Source organism: Bacillus sp. FSL K6-2431, from assembly GCF_038005165.1.
Classification (GTDB): domain Bacteria; phylum Bacillota; class Bacilli; order Bacillales; family Bacillaceae; genus Bacillus; species Bacillus pumilus.
Genome location: NZ_JBBOSQ010000001.1, coordinates 2738178 through 2752765 on the forward strand (window position 1 = coordinate 2738178; position 14588 = coordinate 2752765).

Here is a 14588-nt window from a genome sequence, read left to right on the forward strand (position 1 = left end):
AATGAATCGAGCGTTTCTTTACAATGCCAGTGCAAACATCATGACGTTTGTCTTGATGATGCTTATGTCTGTTTGTTTAACACCGTACATCGTTCATACACTTGGAGTCGAAGCATTCGGCTTAATCCATCTGACGCAAAATATGATCAACTATTTATCGGTTATTACGGCGTCATTAAGTGCTGTGGTGGTGCGCTTTTTTTCTGTGGCGGCTCATAAAGGGGAAATGGAGAAGGCGCAGCGCTATCTCTCATCTTATTTCGTCAGTTCCATTTTTTTATCGATTAGCCTTTTTCTGTTTTGTCTATTCATGTCCCGCCAGCTGGTAGAGTGGCTTCATGTGCCTATTTATCTCGCAAAAGACACACAGACCGCCTTTATATTAGGGGGTCTTTTATTTATGCTCAATTTTGTCATGTCCGGCATTGGGGCTGCGCCGTTTTATGCGAATAAGTTATATGTATCAAGTATTGGTCAGGCCATTCAAATGTTTTTGAGGGCACTGATGATTGTGCTGCTGTTTACATGGACGGCACCAGCCATCTGGCATATTCCACTTGCGGCTGTGATAGGAAGCTTGGCGGCTATGGGAATTGGTATCTATTATTTTAAAAAGCTTATTCCTTGGTTTTCGTTTAAGTGGCGGCACGTTTCACTATCTTCTAGTCTCACACTTGTTCGATCAGGGGTCTGGCATTCTTTTGAGCAAATGGGGATTTTACTATTTTTACAGATTGATTTATTGATGACCAATCTGCTCATTGGAGCGGAAGCGACGGGACAGTATGCGGCGATATTACAATTTCCATTATTATTACGCACACTCGCAGGGACATTGGCGGTTGTGTTTGCTCCAACGATCACAAAATTTTACTCGAATCAAGATGAAGACGGTCTCATCCAATATGCAGCCAGTGCCATTAAGTGGAGCGGATTATTTGTCGCGTTTCCGGCCGCTCTGCTAGGAGGACTTGCCGGTCCGCTCATGCTTTTATGGCTTGGACCTGCCTTTGAAGAGCTGAAATGGCTTCTCATGATTCATGCTGCTTATTTATGCTTGACCTTGATGTTTTTACCGCTGACATATGTGCCGACCGCTTTTAATCGATTGAAGGTTCCAGCGGTGGTCACGCTCATATTAGGTGTATCCAATGTGCTTTTTGCCTATGGATTGACTCATACGCTTCAGCTTGGTTTATACGGCATTGCATCAGCGGGAGCGATTGTTTTATTGATCAAAAATATCGTGTTTCTGCCATTTTATACGGCCCGCATCACGAATCAGAAACGCACCATCTTTTACAAACATACGATGGTTCCACTTGCAGGAACGCTCATGGTTTGGGGCGTCTGTGCAGGAATTCAAGCGATTTATGACGTGACGTCCTGGTGGGAGCTGTTTTGTATTGGCGGTCTATGTTTCTTTCTCTATATGGGCTACTTGTATCAATTTGCAGGAACAAAACGAGAGCGGCAGCAGCTGGTGCACAAGGTAAAACAAGCTGTTTCCCGCTAGTGAGATAAGGAGATTTCATGATGAAAAGAATGTTAGATGTGATGGTGGCATTGACGCTGCTCATCGCAGGCAGTCTTCTTTTTCCTCTGCTTTATGGACTGATTCGGTGGAAAATTGGGACGCCTGTGTTGTTTCGGCAGAAGCGGCCTGGTCTGTATGGCCGGCCATTTATGCTATATAAATTTCGGACGATGACCGATGAACGTGACGAGCAAGGGGCGCTCCTGCCAGATCATCTTCGATTAACAAAAACCGGCGCTTTGATTCGCAAGCTCAGTCTTGATGAATTGCCGCAGCTAGTCAATGTCCTAAAAGGAGAGCTCAGTCTCGTTGGACCAAGGCCGCTTCTGATGGAGTATTTGCCGATGTATACAGAGGAGCAAGCAAGGCGCCATCTTGTCAAGCCTGGCATTACTGGATGGGCACAGGTGAATGGAAGGAACACGATCTCTTGGGAGGAGAAATTCACCTATGACCTCTGGTACGTCGAGCATCAATCATTTTGGCTTGATATGAAAATTTTATGGATGACCTTGCTGAAAGTCATCAAAACAGAGGGGGTGCAGCAGCCGCATCATGCCACAGCTGAAAAATTCAAAGGAACTGATATATAAAGAGCAACCGATTGGTTTAATTGGGGATGGCGGGCATAGCAAAGTCATTCAAGAAATGATTGCTGCCCATCCCGATTACTCATTATGTGCCGTATTAGATGATCAATTTGAAGAGACGACGACTCAAAGCAGTATCTTGTATGGACCGATCTCCATGAGTCAACAGCTGAGAGAGACAATGCCACATATGAAATGGCTGATTGCGATCGGACAAAATGAGAGCAGACAGTTAGTAAAGGAACGCCTCTCCTTTGAAAACACGGCATTTGCCACACTCATCCATCCACAGGCGGTCGTAAGTCCATCAGCAGTCATTGGAAGAGGAGCTGTCGTTATGGCAAGGGCAGTAGTTCAAGCAGATGCAGCAATCGGTGAACATGCGATTATCAACACAGGATCTATCGTAGAGCATGACTGTATACTGGAATCGTTTGTCCATCTGTCACCGGGAGCAGTGTTAACTGGCTGTGTGTCTGTACGAATGGGTACACATATTGGAGCAGGTGCTGTTGTGATACCCGGGACATCGATCGGAAGCTGGACACTCATTGGCGCAGGAGCCGCAGTAACAAGAGATATACACGATCAGAAAGTCGCTGTAGGCATTCCTGCAATAGAAATCAAAGATCGGCGAGAGGGTGGGAAATGATGCAAGAAAGGAAACGAATTTACTTATCACCACCGCATATGAGCGGAAAAGAGTATTTGAAAATAGAGGAAGCCTTCAAGAGCAACTGGATTGCACCGCTTGGACCTCTTGTGAATGAATTTGAGCAGGCAGTTGCGTGCTATGCAGGAGTGGATGCAGGAGCGGCTTTATCTTCTGGAACAGCAGCAATTCACCTCGCCTTAAAGCTTATTGGCGTTCAAAAAGGGGACATTGTCTTTTGTTCCACCCTCACATTTGTTGCAACTGCAAATCCGATTTTATATGAACAAGCGACACCCGTTTTTATTGATTCTGAAAGGGATACATGGAATATGTGCCCGATTGCTTTAGAAAAGGCATTTGTGGAATCAAAACGACTTGGAAAAAGACCCCGTGCTGTCATTGTCGTGCATTTATATGGACAAAGCGCAAAAATGGACGAGATCTTGGCGTTGTGTGAAGCATATGATGTACCAGTCATTGAGGATGCGGCTGAATCGTTAGGCTCTCTATATAAAGGAAAAAAAAGCGGCTCAATGGGCAGGTTCGGTGTCTATTCGTTTAATGGAAATAAAATCATTACAACATCAGGCGGCGGAATGCTTGTGAGTGATGATGAAGCTGCGATCGAACGCTGCCGCTTTCTCGCTTCACAGGCTAGAGAACGCGCGATGCATTATGAGCATCAAGAGATAGGATACAACTATCGCATGAGCAACCTGCTAGCAGGCGTCGGGATTGCTCAGATGGAAATATTGGACGAGCGTGTTGAACAAAAGCGCCGCATTTTCAGGCGTTATCAGGAGGCGTTATCTAAAGTAGAGGGTCTTTATTTCATGCCTGAATATCAAGACACCAAGTCCAACCGCTGGCTGACGACATTGACTATTGATCGCGATAAAAATACCTCTCCAGTGGACATCATTGCTGCACTAGAAGAAGAACAGATTGAAGCAAGACGTGTATGGAAGCCGCTGCACGAGCAGCCGCTCTTTCGTGATTGTCCCTTTTATTCAGCGGCGAAAGGCACTCCCGTATCTGAATTGTTATTTGAAACAGGGCTTTGTCTCCCCTCTGGAACAAGTATGACAGACGTTGAACAGGATCGTATCATTGACACACTTCGTCATGCCCTGCGAGAAAAAAACTTCACCTCCTCACAGGCTGCTCACTTGTAAGCAGCCTGCCTCTCTTTTTATCAAATTCATCAACTAATGGAATAATTAGGATTTTTTGTTGTCATATCGTTTTAAATATGTTATTGACAACGGGGTTGTTCCTCCTTAAAATGAAAATGATTATCAGCATCAATTAGGAGGAACATCTTATGTCTATTTGGAGCCAATTTTTTCCGAAAATTAAAATAAATACTGTGTTTACATTTTTACTTATCTTTTTATTAGTAGGCTGCTCTCAAGCAAACAATGGAGCAGATGGAAACAAGGATCATCCTGACATGATCACGATGGCTTGGCCGAGAGATATTGGCGAAATGAATCCGCACGTATACAACCCATCACAATTGTTCGCGCAATCAATGATTTATGAGCCATTGGTCAGCTATCAAAAGAATGGAAAGCTAAAACCTGAATTAGCGAAATCATGGGATGTGTCAAAGGATGGCAAGGTGTACACGTTCCATTTAAGAGACAAAGTGACATTTTCAGATGGATCTGAGTTTAATGCAAACATTGTGAAAAAGAACTTTGATTCCATCTTAAAAAACAAGGATATACATAGCTGGTTAGGTGTGATAAAAAAAATCAAAAAGACAGAAGCAGTAGACAAGAAAACGTTTAAACTCACATTAACAGAGCCATATTATCCAACTGTTCAAGAATTAGCCGTTGTCCGCCCAGTTCGTTTCTTAGGCGAAGCAGGCTTCCCTAAAAACGGAGATACGTCAAAAGGAATTGAAAAACCAGTGGGGACAGGCCCTTGGGTATTAAAAACATATCAAAAAGATGACTATGCCATTTTCGAACGAAATGATCATTATTGGGGAGAAAAACCAAAGGTCAAAGAAATCAAAGTCAAGGTCATCCCAGATGCGGAAACGAGAGTCATGGCATTTGAAAAAGGTGATGTAGACGTCCTTTACGGAGAAGGAACCATTAGCCTTGATGCCTACAAACAGCTAGAGGCGAGCGGTAAGTACGAAACGAAAATGTCAGAGCCAGTTGCAACGAGACAGCTTGTCATGAACACAAAAGTGGATCAGCTGTCAGATGAGAAAGTGCGTCATGCCCTTCAATATGCTATGAATAAGAAATCAATGGTTGAAGGTGTCACCTCTGGCTTAGAGGATGAAGCAGATCACATATTGCCGACCAACATGCCTTACACTTCTGATATTAAGGTGAAGTCGTTCCAATATGATGTAGACAAAGCGAAAGCATTGCTGGATGAAGCAGGCTGGACACTACCAAAAGGAAAAACCGTTCGTGAAAAAGATGGAAAAACGCTTGAATTTAGTATGATGTATGATTCAGCAGAATCGATTCAAAAAGCGATGGCTGAGACCCTTCAAGCAGAATGGGGTGCCATTGGCGTTGGTGTCAAACTTGAAGGTGTGGAGCTGGCAACACAGGTGCAGCGCTTTAAAGCTAATAAGTTTGATATGAACTTCTTTAGCAACTACGGAGCGCCATATGATCCGCATACATTTATGAACGTCGTCTCATCAGATGGTTTTGGATTCAAAGAAGCCATTTCAGCCTATCCAAATAAGGACAAGCTGATCAAAGAAATGAGCGAAATTCCATCAACAACCAATGAAAACAAACGAAAAGCACTTTATTCGTCTGTCTTATCTTCATTACAGGATCAAGGGGCAATTGTGCCAATCTCTTATTTTAAAAAGACAGCCGTTTATCAAAAAAATGTGAAGGACTTTGAGTTCCCAGCAAATCGCGACGAACATCCATTCACAGGTATTAAGCTGAAGTAATAGAAGGAAGGTTAGGAAATGGGCCGCTATATCGTCAAACGCATGCTATCAATCATCCCTGTATTTTTATTAGCCACTCTTTTCACGACTGGTATGATTCACCTTTCGCCAGTCGACCCGGCTGAGGCATATTTAGCAGCGGCTCATATCCAGCCAACGGATGAAATATTAGCGCAAAAACGAAGTGAATTTGGTTTAGACCAACCGTTTTATATGCAGTATCTTCACACCATTGAAAAAGTCATTCATCTTGATTTTGGCAAGTCATATATGTCCAACCAGCCTGTGCTCAATGAGGTGATCTATAGAATACCAGCGACGATTCAATTGGCGCTGACTAGTCTACTGATTGCAATTTGTGTCAGCATTCCACTCGGTTTTTTCAGCGGCATGAGGAAAAATGGCATCGTTGATCATGTGAGCCGGCTCATTTCTTTCTTAGGAGCATCTATCCCGACATTTGTCTTGGGGTATTTGCTCATCTTCTTTTTTTCGGTGAAGCTCGATCTTCTACCGGTTGAAGGGGTGGGAACATGGGAGCATCTCATTCTGCCGTCGGTCACACTGGCAGTCCCTTTAATTGCGATGTATACAAGGCTATTACGATCAAGTGTGAGTGAGGCGCTTCAAGAGCCGTTTGTTCAATATGCGAGAATCAGAGGATTAAAGGAACGGTCGATCATGTTCAAGCATGTATTGAGAATCGCGATATCGCCAATGCTGACAGGGCTTGGGGTGAATCTTGGCAAGCTGCTGACAGGAACCATTATCGTAGAGGCAGTTTTTTCATGGCCAGGGTTTGGACGCTTCTTTATTGAAGCGATCTTTAACCGGGATCTGCCGGTCATTCAATTCTATGTCCTCATGGCAGCATGTATCTTTATCTTGAGCAGCTTGATTGTGGACTTACTTCAGCTGATCATTGACCCCCGTATTTCCAGAAAGGAAGGCCGCCAGTCATGATGACAAAAGGAAAATATCTCTTCTCTCATCAAAAGCTGATCTCGATCTGCGTGGTGCTCCTTGGTCTATTGCTGATTGTGACAATATGTGCACCGTGGATCGCTCCACATGATCCGGCGGCTGTCAATCTAGCGATGAAGCTAAAGGGGTCTTCGTGGGAGTATCCTCTTGGGACAGATCAATTAGGCCGATGCAATTTATCTCGAATTTTATATGGTGCACGTGTTTCACTAGGCTGTGCGTTATTAATCTTTATCTCTTCTTTATTGATTGGGTTAATCGTTGGTTTGTTGTCAGGTTACAAAGGTGGCTGGATCGATCACGTCTTAATGAGAATCTGCGACGGGATCATGGCATTCCCGAACCTGGTGCTGATCCTCGGATTAGTCGGCATCTTCGGTCCTGGACTTTCTCAAGTAGTGCTTGCCTTGATGCTTGTGCAGTGGGTATACTATGCTCGCGTCTTCCGAGGAATGGTGCTGAGTTTAAAAGAACAGAACTTTATTGCCGCTGCGAAAATCAGCGGGACATCCCACTGGAACATCATGAGAAAGCATATGATTCCAAATGTCCTGCCGCCACTCGCGGTCATTGGCACACTTGAAATGGGCTGGGCGATTATGGATATTTCTGCGATGTCCTTTCTCGGATTAGGCGTTCAGCCTCCTATGCCTGAATGGGGAGCGATGATCCATGAAGGGAAATCGTATATTCAAACAAATCCTCAGTTGATGCTGTATCCAGGTCTTGTCATCATGGCTGTCGTCGTCCTCTTTAATTTACTAGGAGAAGCCCTTTCAGAGAAATATGGTATCAAACGCCGTGTGTAAAGGAATGATCAATGTGCAAGAGTCCATTTTACAAATAGAGAACCTGCATGTGCAGACGAAAACGCCTTATGGAACAACCTCTCTTATTCAGGACGTATCGTTTGAAGTAGGGCGAGGTCAAATCGTTGGATTAATAGGTGAGAGCGGCTGCGGGAAAACGGTGACAAGTATGTCGATATTACATATGCTTGACCGAAAAACAACCGATGTCACTGGTAGCATCACACTTCAAGGACGAGAATTGATCGGTCTGAGTGAAAGGGATATGCGTTCTATTCGGGGCAAGGACATCTCATATATCATGCAAAATCCAATGAACAGCTTTACGCCAGTATGGACGATCGGTCATCAGCTGATTGAAACCATCCGCCGGCATACCGCTGTCAGTAAAAGGCAGGCAAAAGCGAAGGCAGTCGATGCGTTAGCGCAGATGAATCTGCCGCAGCCAGACAAGCTGTTAAACAAGTATCCCTTTGAACTAAGCGGCGGCATGCTGCAGCGTGTCATGATTGCCATGGCTGCCTGTATGCACCCGCCTCTCCTCATAGCAGATGAACCAACAACTGCTTTAGATGTACACACGCAGAAGCTGGTGCTGGAGCATCTGAACCAAATTCGTCATGACTATGGAACTGCCATCTTGCTCATTACTCACGATCTTGGCGTCATTGCAGAAATGGCAGATCAGGTTGTTGTCATGAGACAGGGAGAAATGGTTGAAAAAGCAGAAGTGCTTGAGCTTTTTGAAAACCCCAAGCATGATTATACAAAGAAACTATTAGCAGCTCGTCCATCCATCCCAGCTGTTTGCCCGATTTGAGGTGAGAAGGCCCTTGCATTTATTAGAAGTGAAAGCAGTTAGTCATTCATACAACAGCCGGTCGTTTCTGATGAGAAGAAAAGGCGCAGATCAAGTCTTAAACGGCGTCAATTTGATCATTGAAGAAGGCACGTGCGTCGGATTGCTGGGGCAAAGCGGTGCAGGGAAAAGCACGCTAGGCCGTATCATACTTGGTCTAGAGAAGCCAAAAGCCGGTCAGGTCCTTTTTGAAGGGCAAGATATATATTGTGCAGATCAAAGAACACGCAAACATTATCGCCGGCATGTGCAAGCGGTGTTTCAAGATTCGTACTCGGCGGTAAATCCAAGGTGGACAGTCGAACAAATTTTATCCGAGCCGCTTGAAAACTATGAAACCATGAGCCGAAAAGAACGCAAAAGCGTGCTGATCCATTGGCTGGAAAGAGTCGGGCTCAGTGAAAAGGACTTGTCTAAATATCCGCATCAATTCAGCGGCGGCCAGCTGCAAAGAATCAACATTGCAAGAGCCTTATTGCTGCAGCCAAAGCTCGTCGTACTGGATGAATCCGTCAGCAGCTTAGACATGGTCACACAGGGTGTCATTTTAGATTTATTAGTAGAATTAAAGAAGGAACTAGGTGTCGCTTACTTATTTATTACGCATGATATGACGGCAGCCTATCACTTAAGTGATCAATTGGCGATATTAGATCAAGGTGAACTTGTTGCTCAATTTCGATCAAAGGATGATTTCTTTTCATCAGAAGAGAAAGCGGTGCAAAAGATGAGAGATGCAATGCTCGCAGACCATCCTTTGTCCCGAACAATTGGCAGACCGGTTCGATAAATCTTCATTTCATCAATGCCTCTTTTAGAGAGGCTATTTTTCATGAAAGGCAGGTGGCATCGTGAACCATCGAGCGTATTTAGCTTTAGCCATTCCTTTAACCATCTCAACGATGACCACTCCATTACTTGGAGCTGTTGATACAGCAGTTGTCGGTCAGCTTGCCAATCCCGCTTATATTGGAGGCGTCGCAGTTGGCAGTCTCATTTTCAGTACACTCTATTGGCTCTTTGGTTTTTTGCGGGTGAGTACATCTGCTTTTGCCGCTCAAGCAAACGGGGCGCAAAGTGAAGAGCAGGGTGTACTTGCTTTTCTAAGACCCTTTTTAATCGCTATCATTGTCGGCCTTTGTTTTATTGCCCTGCAATGGCCCATTATTCAATCTGCTTTTCTAGTGATCTCTCCCTCTGCGGATGTTCGGCAATTTGCAGCAGATTATTTTCATATTCGGATTTGGGGTGCGCCGTTTACCTTGATGAATTATGTGATATTAGGCTGGCTTATGGGGATGGCAAAAATGAAAGAAGCCCTCTCTTTACAAATCTTGATCAATGTCATGAATATGGTCCTTGCCCTTCTGCTTGTTCATGTGTTTTCGTTTGCAGTCAAAGGGGTGGCGGCTGCGACATTGATATCTGAATTAATCGCCTTTGTATTAGGCGCATGGATCATCATGAAGCATTCAAAAAACGGGTTCCAGATGCCTTCTATTAAGAAAATCATGGATACACAGGCAGTGCAGAAAATGTTTCATGTGAATAAAGATTTGTTTATTCGGACGATTTGTCTCCTTGTCGTGATTAACATGTTTACAGCAAAAGGTGCTTCTTTTGGAACAGAAATGCTTGCGGCCAATGCCATCTTATTTCAAATTCACTACATCATGGCTTATTTGTTCGATGGTTTTGCCAATGCATCCAGCATCCTTGTGGGCAGATCAGTTGGTGCAAATGACCGCACCCTTTATGAGAGAACCTTAACCCTTTCAAGGCAGTGGGCACTTGTCATGGCATGCGTCATTGCGTCGGTTTATTTCCTCTTAAAAGAGCCGATCTTGGGCTTGTTTACAAATCTTCCCCGGCTTCTTGATGTGACATTAGGCTATGCAGACTGGCTCGTTCTCTATCCGTTTGCCGCTTGTTTCGGTTTGGTCATATACGGCGTATTTACAGGTGCGACAGAAATTGCCCCTGTCAGAAATTCGATGCTGTTTGCGATGATCTTGTTTATCGTTGTTCAAGCAGCAGTTACGCCTATTTGGCACAATCACGGATTATGGTTTGCTTTTATCATCTATACTGTAGGACGTTCTGGCTTTTTGATGATGTACAAATCAAGGCTGGATCGGAAGCTTTTTGCAAATGAAAAACACCCTTTGCCATCGTGACAAAGGGTGTTCTTTTTCGTTCATTCGCTTTCTTTTTTCACCTTTTGATACGCCTCATCAAGGTGCTGAATTCGCTTCAAAACCACAGCATTTTTGGTCAGCTGGTCTTGTACAAGCGTTGACACCACTGAGCGGTAATAGGCATTCATGGCATGAATCTTGTCTTCATTTTGATTCATGGCGATGTGTTGTTTCAAGTTGTCAACAAAGTATGGAACGGAAAAAAGTTCAGACATGGGAATCACTCCTATTTCGTATATACGGTCCGTCAATCTTCATGTAAAATGATGAGAGGGAGGGGAGACAATGAGCCTTAATCTGCAACAAGAACAAGTATTAAAGCAGGTGCTCACACCAGAACTCAGGCAGGCCATTACATTGCTCCAGCTGAATAGCACTGAGCTTGGCGAGTATCTTGACCAGTTAGCGCTTGAGAACCCTCTGATTGAGCGGAAAGACACGGACAGCTATCAACCAGTTTATCATAAAAAATCTCAAGATCGAATGACAGAGCCGTATCGAACGCATCAAAAAGAAAGCCTGCAAATGTATTTAAAGAAGCAAGCCATTGATTTAAATCTAAGTGAAAAGAATCAAAGGATCTTTCACTTTATGATTGAGTCCATTGATTCTAATGGCTATTTAAATGAACCGGTTGACGAGATGGCAGCTGTCTTAAAGGTGTCAGCTGAAGAAGTAGAAGCCGTCCTTCATCAGCTTCAATCGCTAGAGCCTGCCGGTATTGGCGCAAGATCTTTACAAGAATGCATCCTGCTTCAGCTGAGAAGAAAAAAGGAGCGCTGGTATGAAGCCGAGCTGATCATTGATGAGCACTTCTTTCTCTTTGCAAGAAAGGCTTGGAAGGAAATCGCGGCGAAAACAGGCATTTCCATGAAAACACTTCAAGCGGTACAAGATGAGGTGTCGCAGCTTGAACCAAGACCCGGCATCCATTTCTCATACGAAGAAGACCATGTGTATATAGAGCCGGATGTGACGATTACTGTCGTGCAGGACCACATCACATTTGAGCTGAATCAGCGCGCTTTCCCAGACGTTGAAATGAATGAAGGATACTTCGCCATGATTCAAGACCGAAAGCGGCATGAAGCATATGCGTATCTAAAGGAAAAAGAGCAGCAGTACAATTGGCTTGTCCAAGCGCTGAAGCAAAGAAAACAAACGATGACCCATGTCGTTCGTGAGATTATCTTACACCAGACAGATTTTTTCCTTACAGGGAAACATAAAATGAAACCGCTTACGATGAAGCGGATCGCAGATATATTGCAAGTGCATGAGTCAACAGTCAGTCGAACGGTGAAAGGGAAAATGGTGCAAACCCCTTATGGCCTCATGGAAATGAAGCAATTTTTCCAAGCAAAGCTAGAAGGACCCTCGCTGGAAGAGGCGTCCAGCTACACAGTCAAGACGTACATCGCAGAGCTGATCCAAACGGAAAATAAGAAAAAACCGTATTCAGATCAGCAAATGATGACGCAGCTACAGCAAACCTTTGGCATCCGAGTGTCGCGCAGAACCATTGCGAAATATCGTGAACAAATGAATCTTCCATCATCTACACTGCGGAAGCGCTATGATTAAAAAGAAGTACTTGCCAGAAACATGGCAGGTGCTTTTTTAGTTGAAAGCGAGGCATACAGAAGATTTTTTGAAAATTAAATCGGGGAGACGTGTGAACGGAAATTTTGGGGTAAAGTATAAGATAGGGCATGAGCCGAAAAGGGTAGACAACAGTGATGAGGTGAGACCAATTGAAATATAAACAAATCAAAACCAAAAAAATATATGAAGAAATTGCGGATGCATTAATCGAATCGATTCGCACTGGTGAGCTTCTTCCGGGAGAAAAATTAGATTCGGTTCAATCGCTCTCAGAAAGCTTTCAAGTCAGCCGTTCCGCTGTGAGAGAGGCGCTGTCTGCTCTCAAAGCGATCGGATTAATAGAGATGAAACAAGGAGAAGGCACATATGTGAAGCAGTTCGATCCTGAACAGCTCGCATTTTCTTTATCTCCTGCATTTTTAATGAAGCAGCATGATGTCAGGCAGCTCCTTGAAGTGAGAACCATTATTGAAACAGGTGCTGTCAAAAAGGCGGCGCTGCTTCGGACGGACGATGACCTACATCAGCTGCGTGATGCACTCGAACAAATGAAGCTGGCAGAAGCCCATGAAGAAATTGGTGAAGAGGCAGATCTTACCTTCCATCTCGCCTTAGCCAAAGCCTCGAAGAATGATGTATTAAAGGTGTTAATGAATCAAGTCTCATCCTTGTTAGTAGAAACGATGCGGGAAACGAGAAAAGTCGTGTTATTCTCAACGAAAGCCTCCATTCGGAAGCTTTACGAAGAACATGAACAAATTTACAAAGCCATCGTTGCAAGGCAGCCAGAAGAAGCAGAGAAAGCGATGCTTACGCATTTGAAAAATGTAGAAAATCTGCTCGGTGATGTGCTGCAAAAACCAGCAGAACAGTCAGATACACAATAAGCTGTGCCGGATGATGGCACAGCTCTATTATTGAAGAGAAATATGTAGCTTTTTCATTCGATATTGCAGACTTTGCCTGCTCATGCCCAATAACTTTGCAGTCTGTGAAATATTATCGTCCATTTTTTCTAAGTAATGGACGATGTATTGTTTTTCGAATCGTTCCATTTGGGTTTGGAAATCAGTCGTCTGTTCTGGGCTTGTATACACAAAGGTGTCAGCAGCTGCGGTTTGCTGCAAAGAATTTGCTTGCAATTGCGCCTTAGGACGGACTTCCCCGTGCTTAAATCTAAAATGATAGGGAAGGTGATGCATGCTTAAGTCGTCTTCATCCATCATCATATTCATCCCCGCCTCAATCACATGCTCAAGTTCTCTTACATTGCCTGGCCAATGATACGCCTTAAAAAGGGCAAGTACCTCTTCATCAGCCGTCTTCACCTTCATTTGAAACAGCTCATTATATTTTTGAATAAAATGATTCACAAACGTAGGAATGTCCTCTTTTCGTTCAGAAAGCGGCGGAATAAATAAGGTGACAATACCGAGACGATAAAATAAATCCTTGCGCATGCGTCCACCTGCGATTGCATCCACAGGGTCCTCATTCATATTGGCAATCACCCTTACATCAACAGCAATTTCCTTTGTGCTTCCTAGCCTTCTCACACGTTTCTCCTGTAAGACGCGCAGTAGTTTTGCTTGAAGATGAGGATTTAGTGAGTTGATCTCATCTAAAAGCAAGGTTCCTCCTTGCGCCTGCTCAAATAAGCCAGGCTGATCAGTTGCTCCCGTAAAAGCCCCTTTTTGTGTACCAAAGAGCAGACTTTCAATCAAATTATCAGGCAGTGCCGCACAATTTTGAGTAATAAAAGGTCCAGATGACCGGCTGCTGCCGTTATGAATGCTTTGAGCAAACAGCTCTTTCCCAGTCCCAGTTTCGCCAACAATGAGCACATAGGAAGAGGTGCGTGTCGCTCGTTTCGCATGCTCAATCACCTCTAAAAAGGCAGGGCTTTGTCCAATAATAGAATCGAAGGTAAAGCGGGTGCTTCCTTTTTTCTTCATATTGTGATGAATCAGCCGTTCCAGCTTGGTCACATCATTCGAAATTTCAACTGCCCCTTGAATGAGACCATCTCGAACGAGCGGGTATGTATGGTTAATCGTTGTGATTTCTTTTCCGTTGTAATTATGATACGTCTGCTTGGCATGTACGGTTTGTTTCCCGGTACGCAGCGCTTGGACAAGTGTACTGTGCATCTCATCTTGAAAGGCGAAGAAATCGAGTACATTTTTATGGAGAACATCTGAGCGTTTTAAAGACTCGATCTCCATCATTTTTTTATTATAAACAACCGTATGTCCATTCTCATCAATTGCATGAACCCCGACATCAATTAAATCGAGCATTTGTTTATATAAATCAATCTCATTTTCAAGCTTTGCGGCATGCAGATCTTTTTTCAATTGCGCCACCTCCTGACGTTACCTCTATTTTACATGAAAAATTTTGC

At 44.0% G+C, this 14588-nt stretch carries 14 protein-coding genes; 12 read left to right on the forward strand and 2 right to left on the reverse strand.

The genetic code is table 11. The features are described from left to right. Position 1: 1 nt before the first annotated feature. The 10 genes from MHH40_RS13645 (at position 2) to MHH40_RS13690 (ending at position 10558) form a co-directional block, all read left to right on the forward strand. On the forward strand, positions 2 to 1516 hold the full coding sequence (locus MHH40_RS13645) for an MATE family efflux transporter (protein ID WP_340901222.1): 1515 nt from the start codon (positions 2 to 4) through the stop codon (positions 1514 to 1516). A gap of 20 nt (positions 1517 to 1536) precedes the next feature. Continuing rightward, positions 1537 to 2130 (forward strand): sugar transferase, encoded by a 594-nt coding sequence (locus tag MHH40_RS13650; protein ID WP_080984750.1) that lies wholly within the window; start codon positions 1537 to 1539, stop codon positions 2128 to 2130. Next, positions 2093 to 2779 carry an acetyltransferase gene (locus MHH40_RS13655; protein ID WP_050944219.1) on the forward strand — a complete coding sequence of 229 codons (687 nt, stop codon included), beginning with the start codon at positions 2093 to 2095 and terminating at the stop codon, positions 2777 to 2779. Before MHH40_RS13650 ends, MHH40_RS13655 begins: the two co-directional genes overlap by 38 nt. Beyond that, positions 2779 to 3957, forward strand: coding sequence for a DegT/DnrJ/EryC1/StrS family aminotransferase (locus MHH40_RS13660; RefSeq protein ID WP_050944691.1), 1179 nt, complete (start codon positions 2779 to 2781; stop codon positions 3955 to 3957). Before MHH40_RS13655 ends, MHH40_RS13660 begins: the two co-directional genes overlap by 1 nt. Before the next feature lie 149 nt (positions 3958 to 4106). Continuing rightward, the gene (gene nikA / locus MHH40_RS13665) at positions 4107 to 5729 is read left to right on the forward strand and encodes a nickel ABC transporter substrate-binding protein (RefSeq protein ID WP_050944217.1); all 1623 of its coding nucleotides are present in this window, start codon (positions 4107 to 4109) and stop codon (positions 5727 to 5729) included. Positions 5730 to 5747: 18 nt separating this feature from the next. Then, positions 5748 to 6692 carry a nickel ABC transporter permease subunit NikB gene (gene nikB / locus MHH40_RS13670; protein ID WP_050944215.1) on the forward strand — a complete coding sequence of 315 codons (945 nt, stop codon included), beginning with the start codon at positions 5748 to 5750 and terminating at the stop codon, positions 6690 to 6692. Next, positions 6689 to 7522 carry a nickel ABC transporter permease subunit NikC gene (gene nikC / locus MHH40_RS13675; protein WP_050944214.1) on the forward strand — a complete coding sequence of 278 codons (834 nt, stop codon included), beginning with the start codon at positions 6689 to 6691 and terminating at the stop codon, positions 7520 to 7522. The genes nikB and nikC overlap by 4 nt, the downstream gene beginning before the upstream one ends. A gap of 4 nt (positions 7523 to 7526) precedes the next feature. Then, entirely contained in the window at positions 7527 to 8342 is an 816-nt protein-coding gene (locus MHH40_RS13680; protein WP_199852785.1) for an ABC transporter ATP-binding protein, read from the forward strand. A gap of 13 nt (positions 8343 to 8355) precedes the next feature. Next, positions 8356 to 9171: an ABC transporter ATP-binding protein gene (locus tag MHH40_RS13685; protein ID WP_050944212.1), complete on the forward strand. Its 816-nt coding sequence runs from the start codon at positions 8356 to 8358 to the stop codon at positions 9169 to 9171. 61 nt (positions 9172 to 9232) lie between these two features. Beyond that, positions 9233 to 10558, forward strand: a complete 1326-nt coding sequence (locus MHH40_RS13690) for an MATE family efflux transporter (protein WP_050944210.1) — start codon at positions 9233 to 9235, stop codon at positions 10556 to 10558. A 20-nt stretch (positions 10559 to 10578) separates the two neighbouring features. On the opposite strand, the gene yvfG is transcribed toward MHH40_RS13690, so the two are convergent. Beyond that, on the reverse strand, positions 10579 to 10794 hold the full coding sequence (gene yvfG, locus MHH40_RS13695) for a protein YvfG (protein WP_003213121.1): 216 nt from the start codon (positions 10792 to 10794) through the stop codon (positions 10579 to 10581). Positions 10795 to 10864: 70 nt separating this feature from the next. Here yvfG and rpoN point away from each other — a divergent pair, with 70 nt between their 5' ends. After that, on the forward strand, positions 10865 to 12163 hold the full coding sequence (gene rpoN, locus MHH40_RS13700) for an RNA polymerase factor sigma-54 (protein WP_113387377.1): 1299 nt from the start codon (positions 10865 to 10867) through the stop codon (positions 12161 to 12163). A 170-nt stretch (positions 12164 to 12333) separates the two neighbouring features. Next, positions 12334 to 13071 (forward strand): FadR/GntR family transcriptional regulator, encoded by a 738-nt coding sequence (locus MHH40_RS13705; RefSeq protein ID WP_003213412.1) that lies wholly within the window; start codon positions 12334 to 12336, stop codon positions 13069 to 13071. Positions 13072 to 13098: 27 nt separating this feature from the next. Here the strand turns inward: MHH40_RS13705 and MHH40_RS13710 are convergent, their stop codons facing one another. After that, positions 13099 to 14541 (reverse strand): sigma-54 interaction domain-containing protein, encoded by a 1443-nt coding sequence (locus MHH40_RS13710; RefSeq protein ID WP_080984749.1) that lies wholly within the window; start codon positions 14539 to 14541, stop codon positions 13099 to 13101. Between the last annotated feature and the right edge of the window lie 47 nt (positions 14542 to 14588).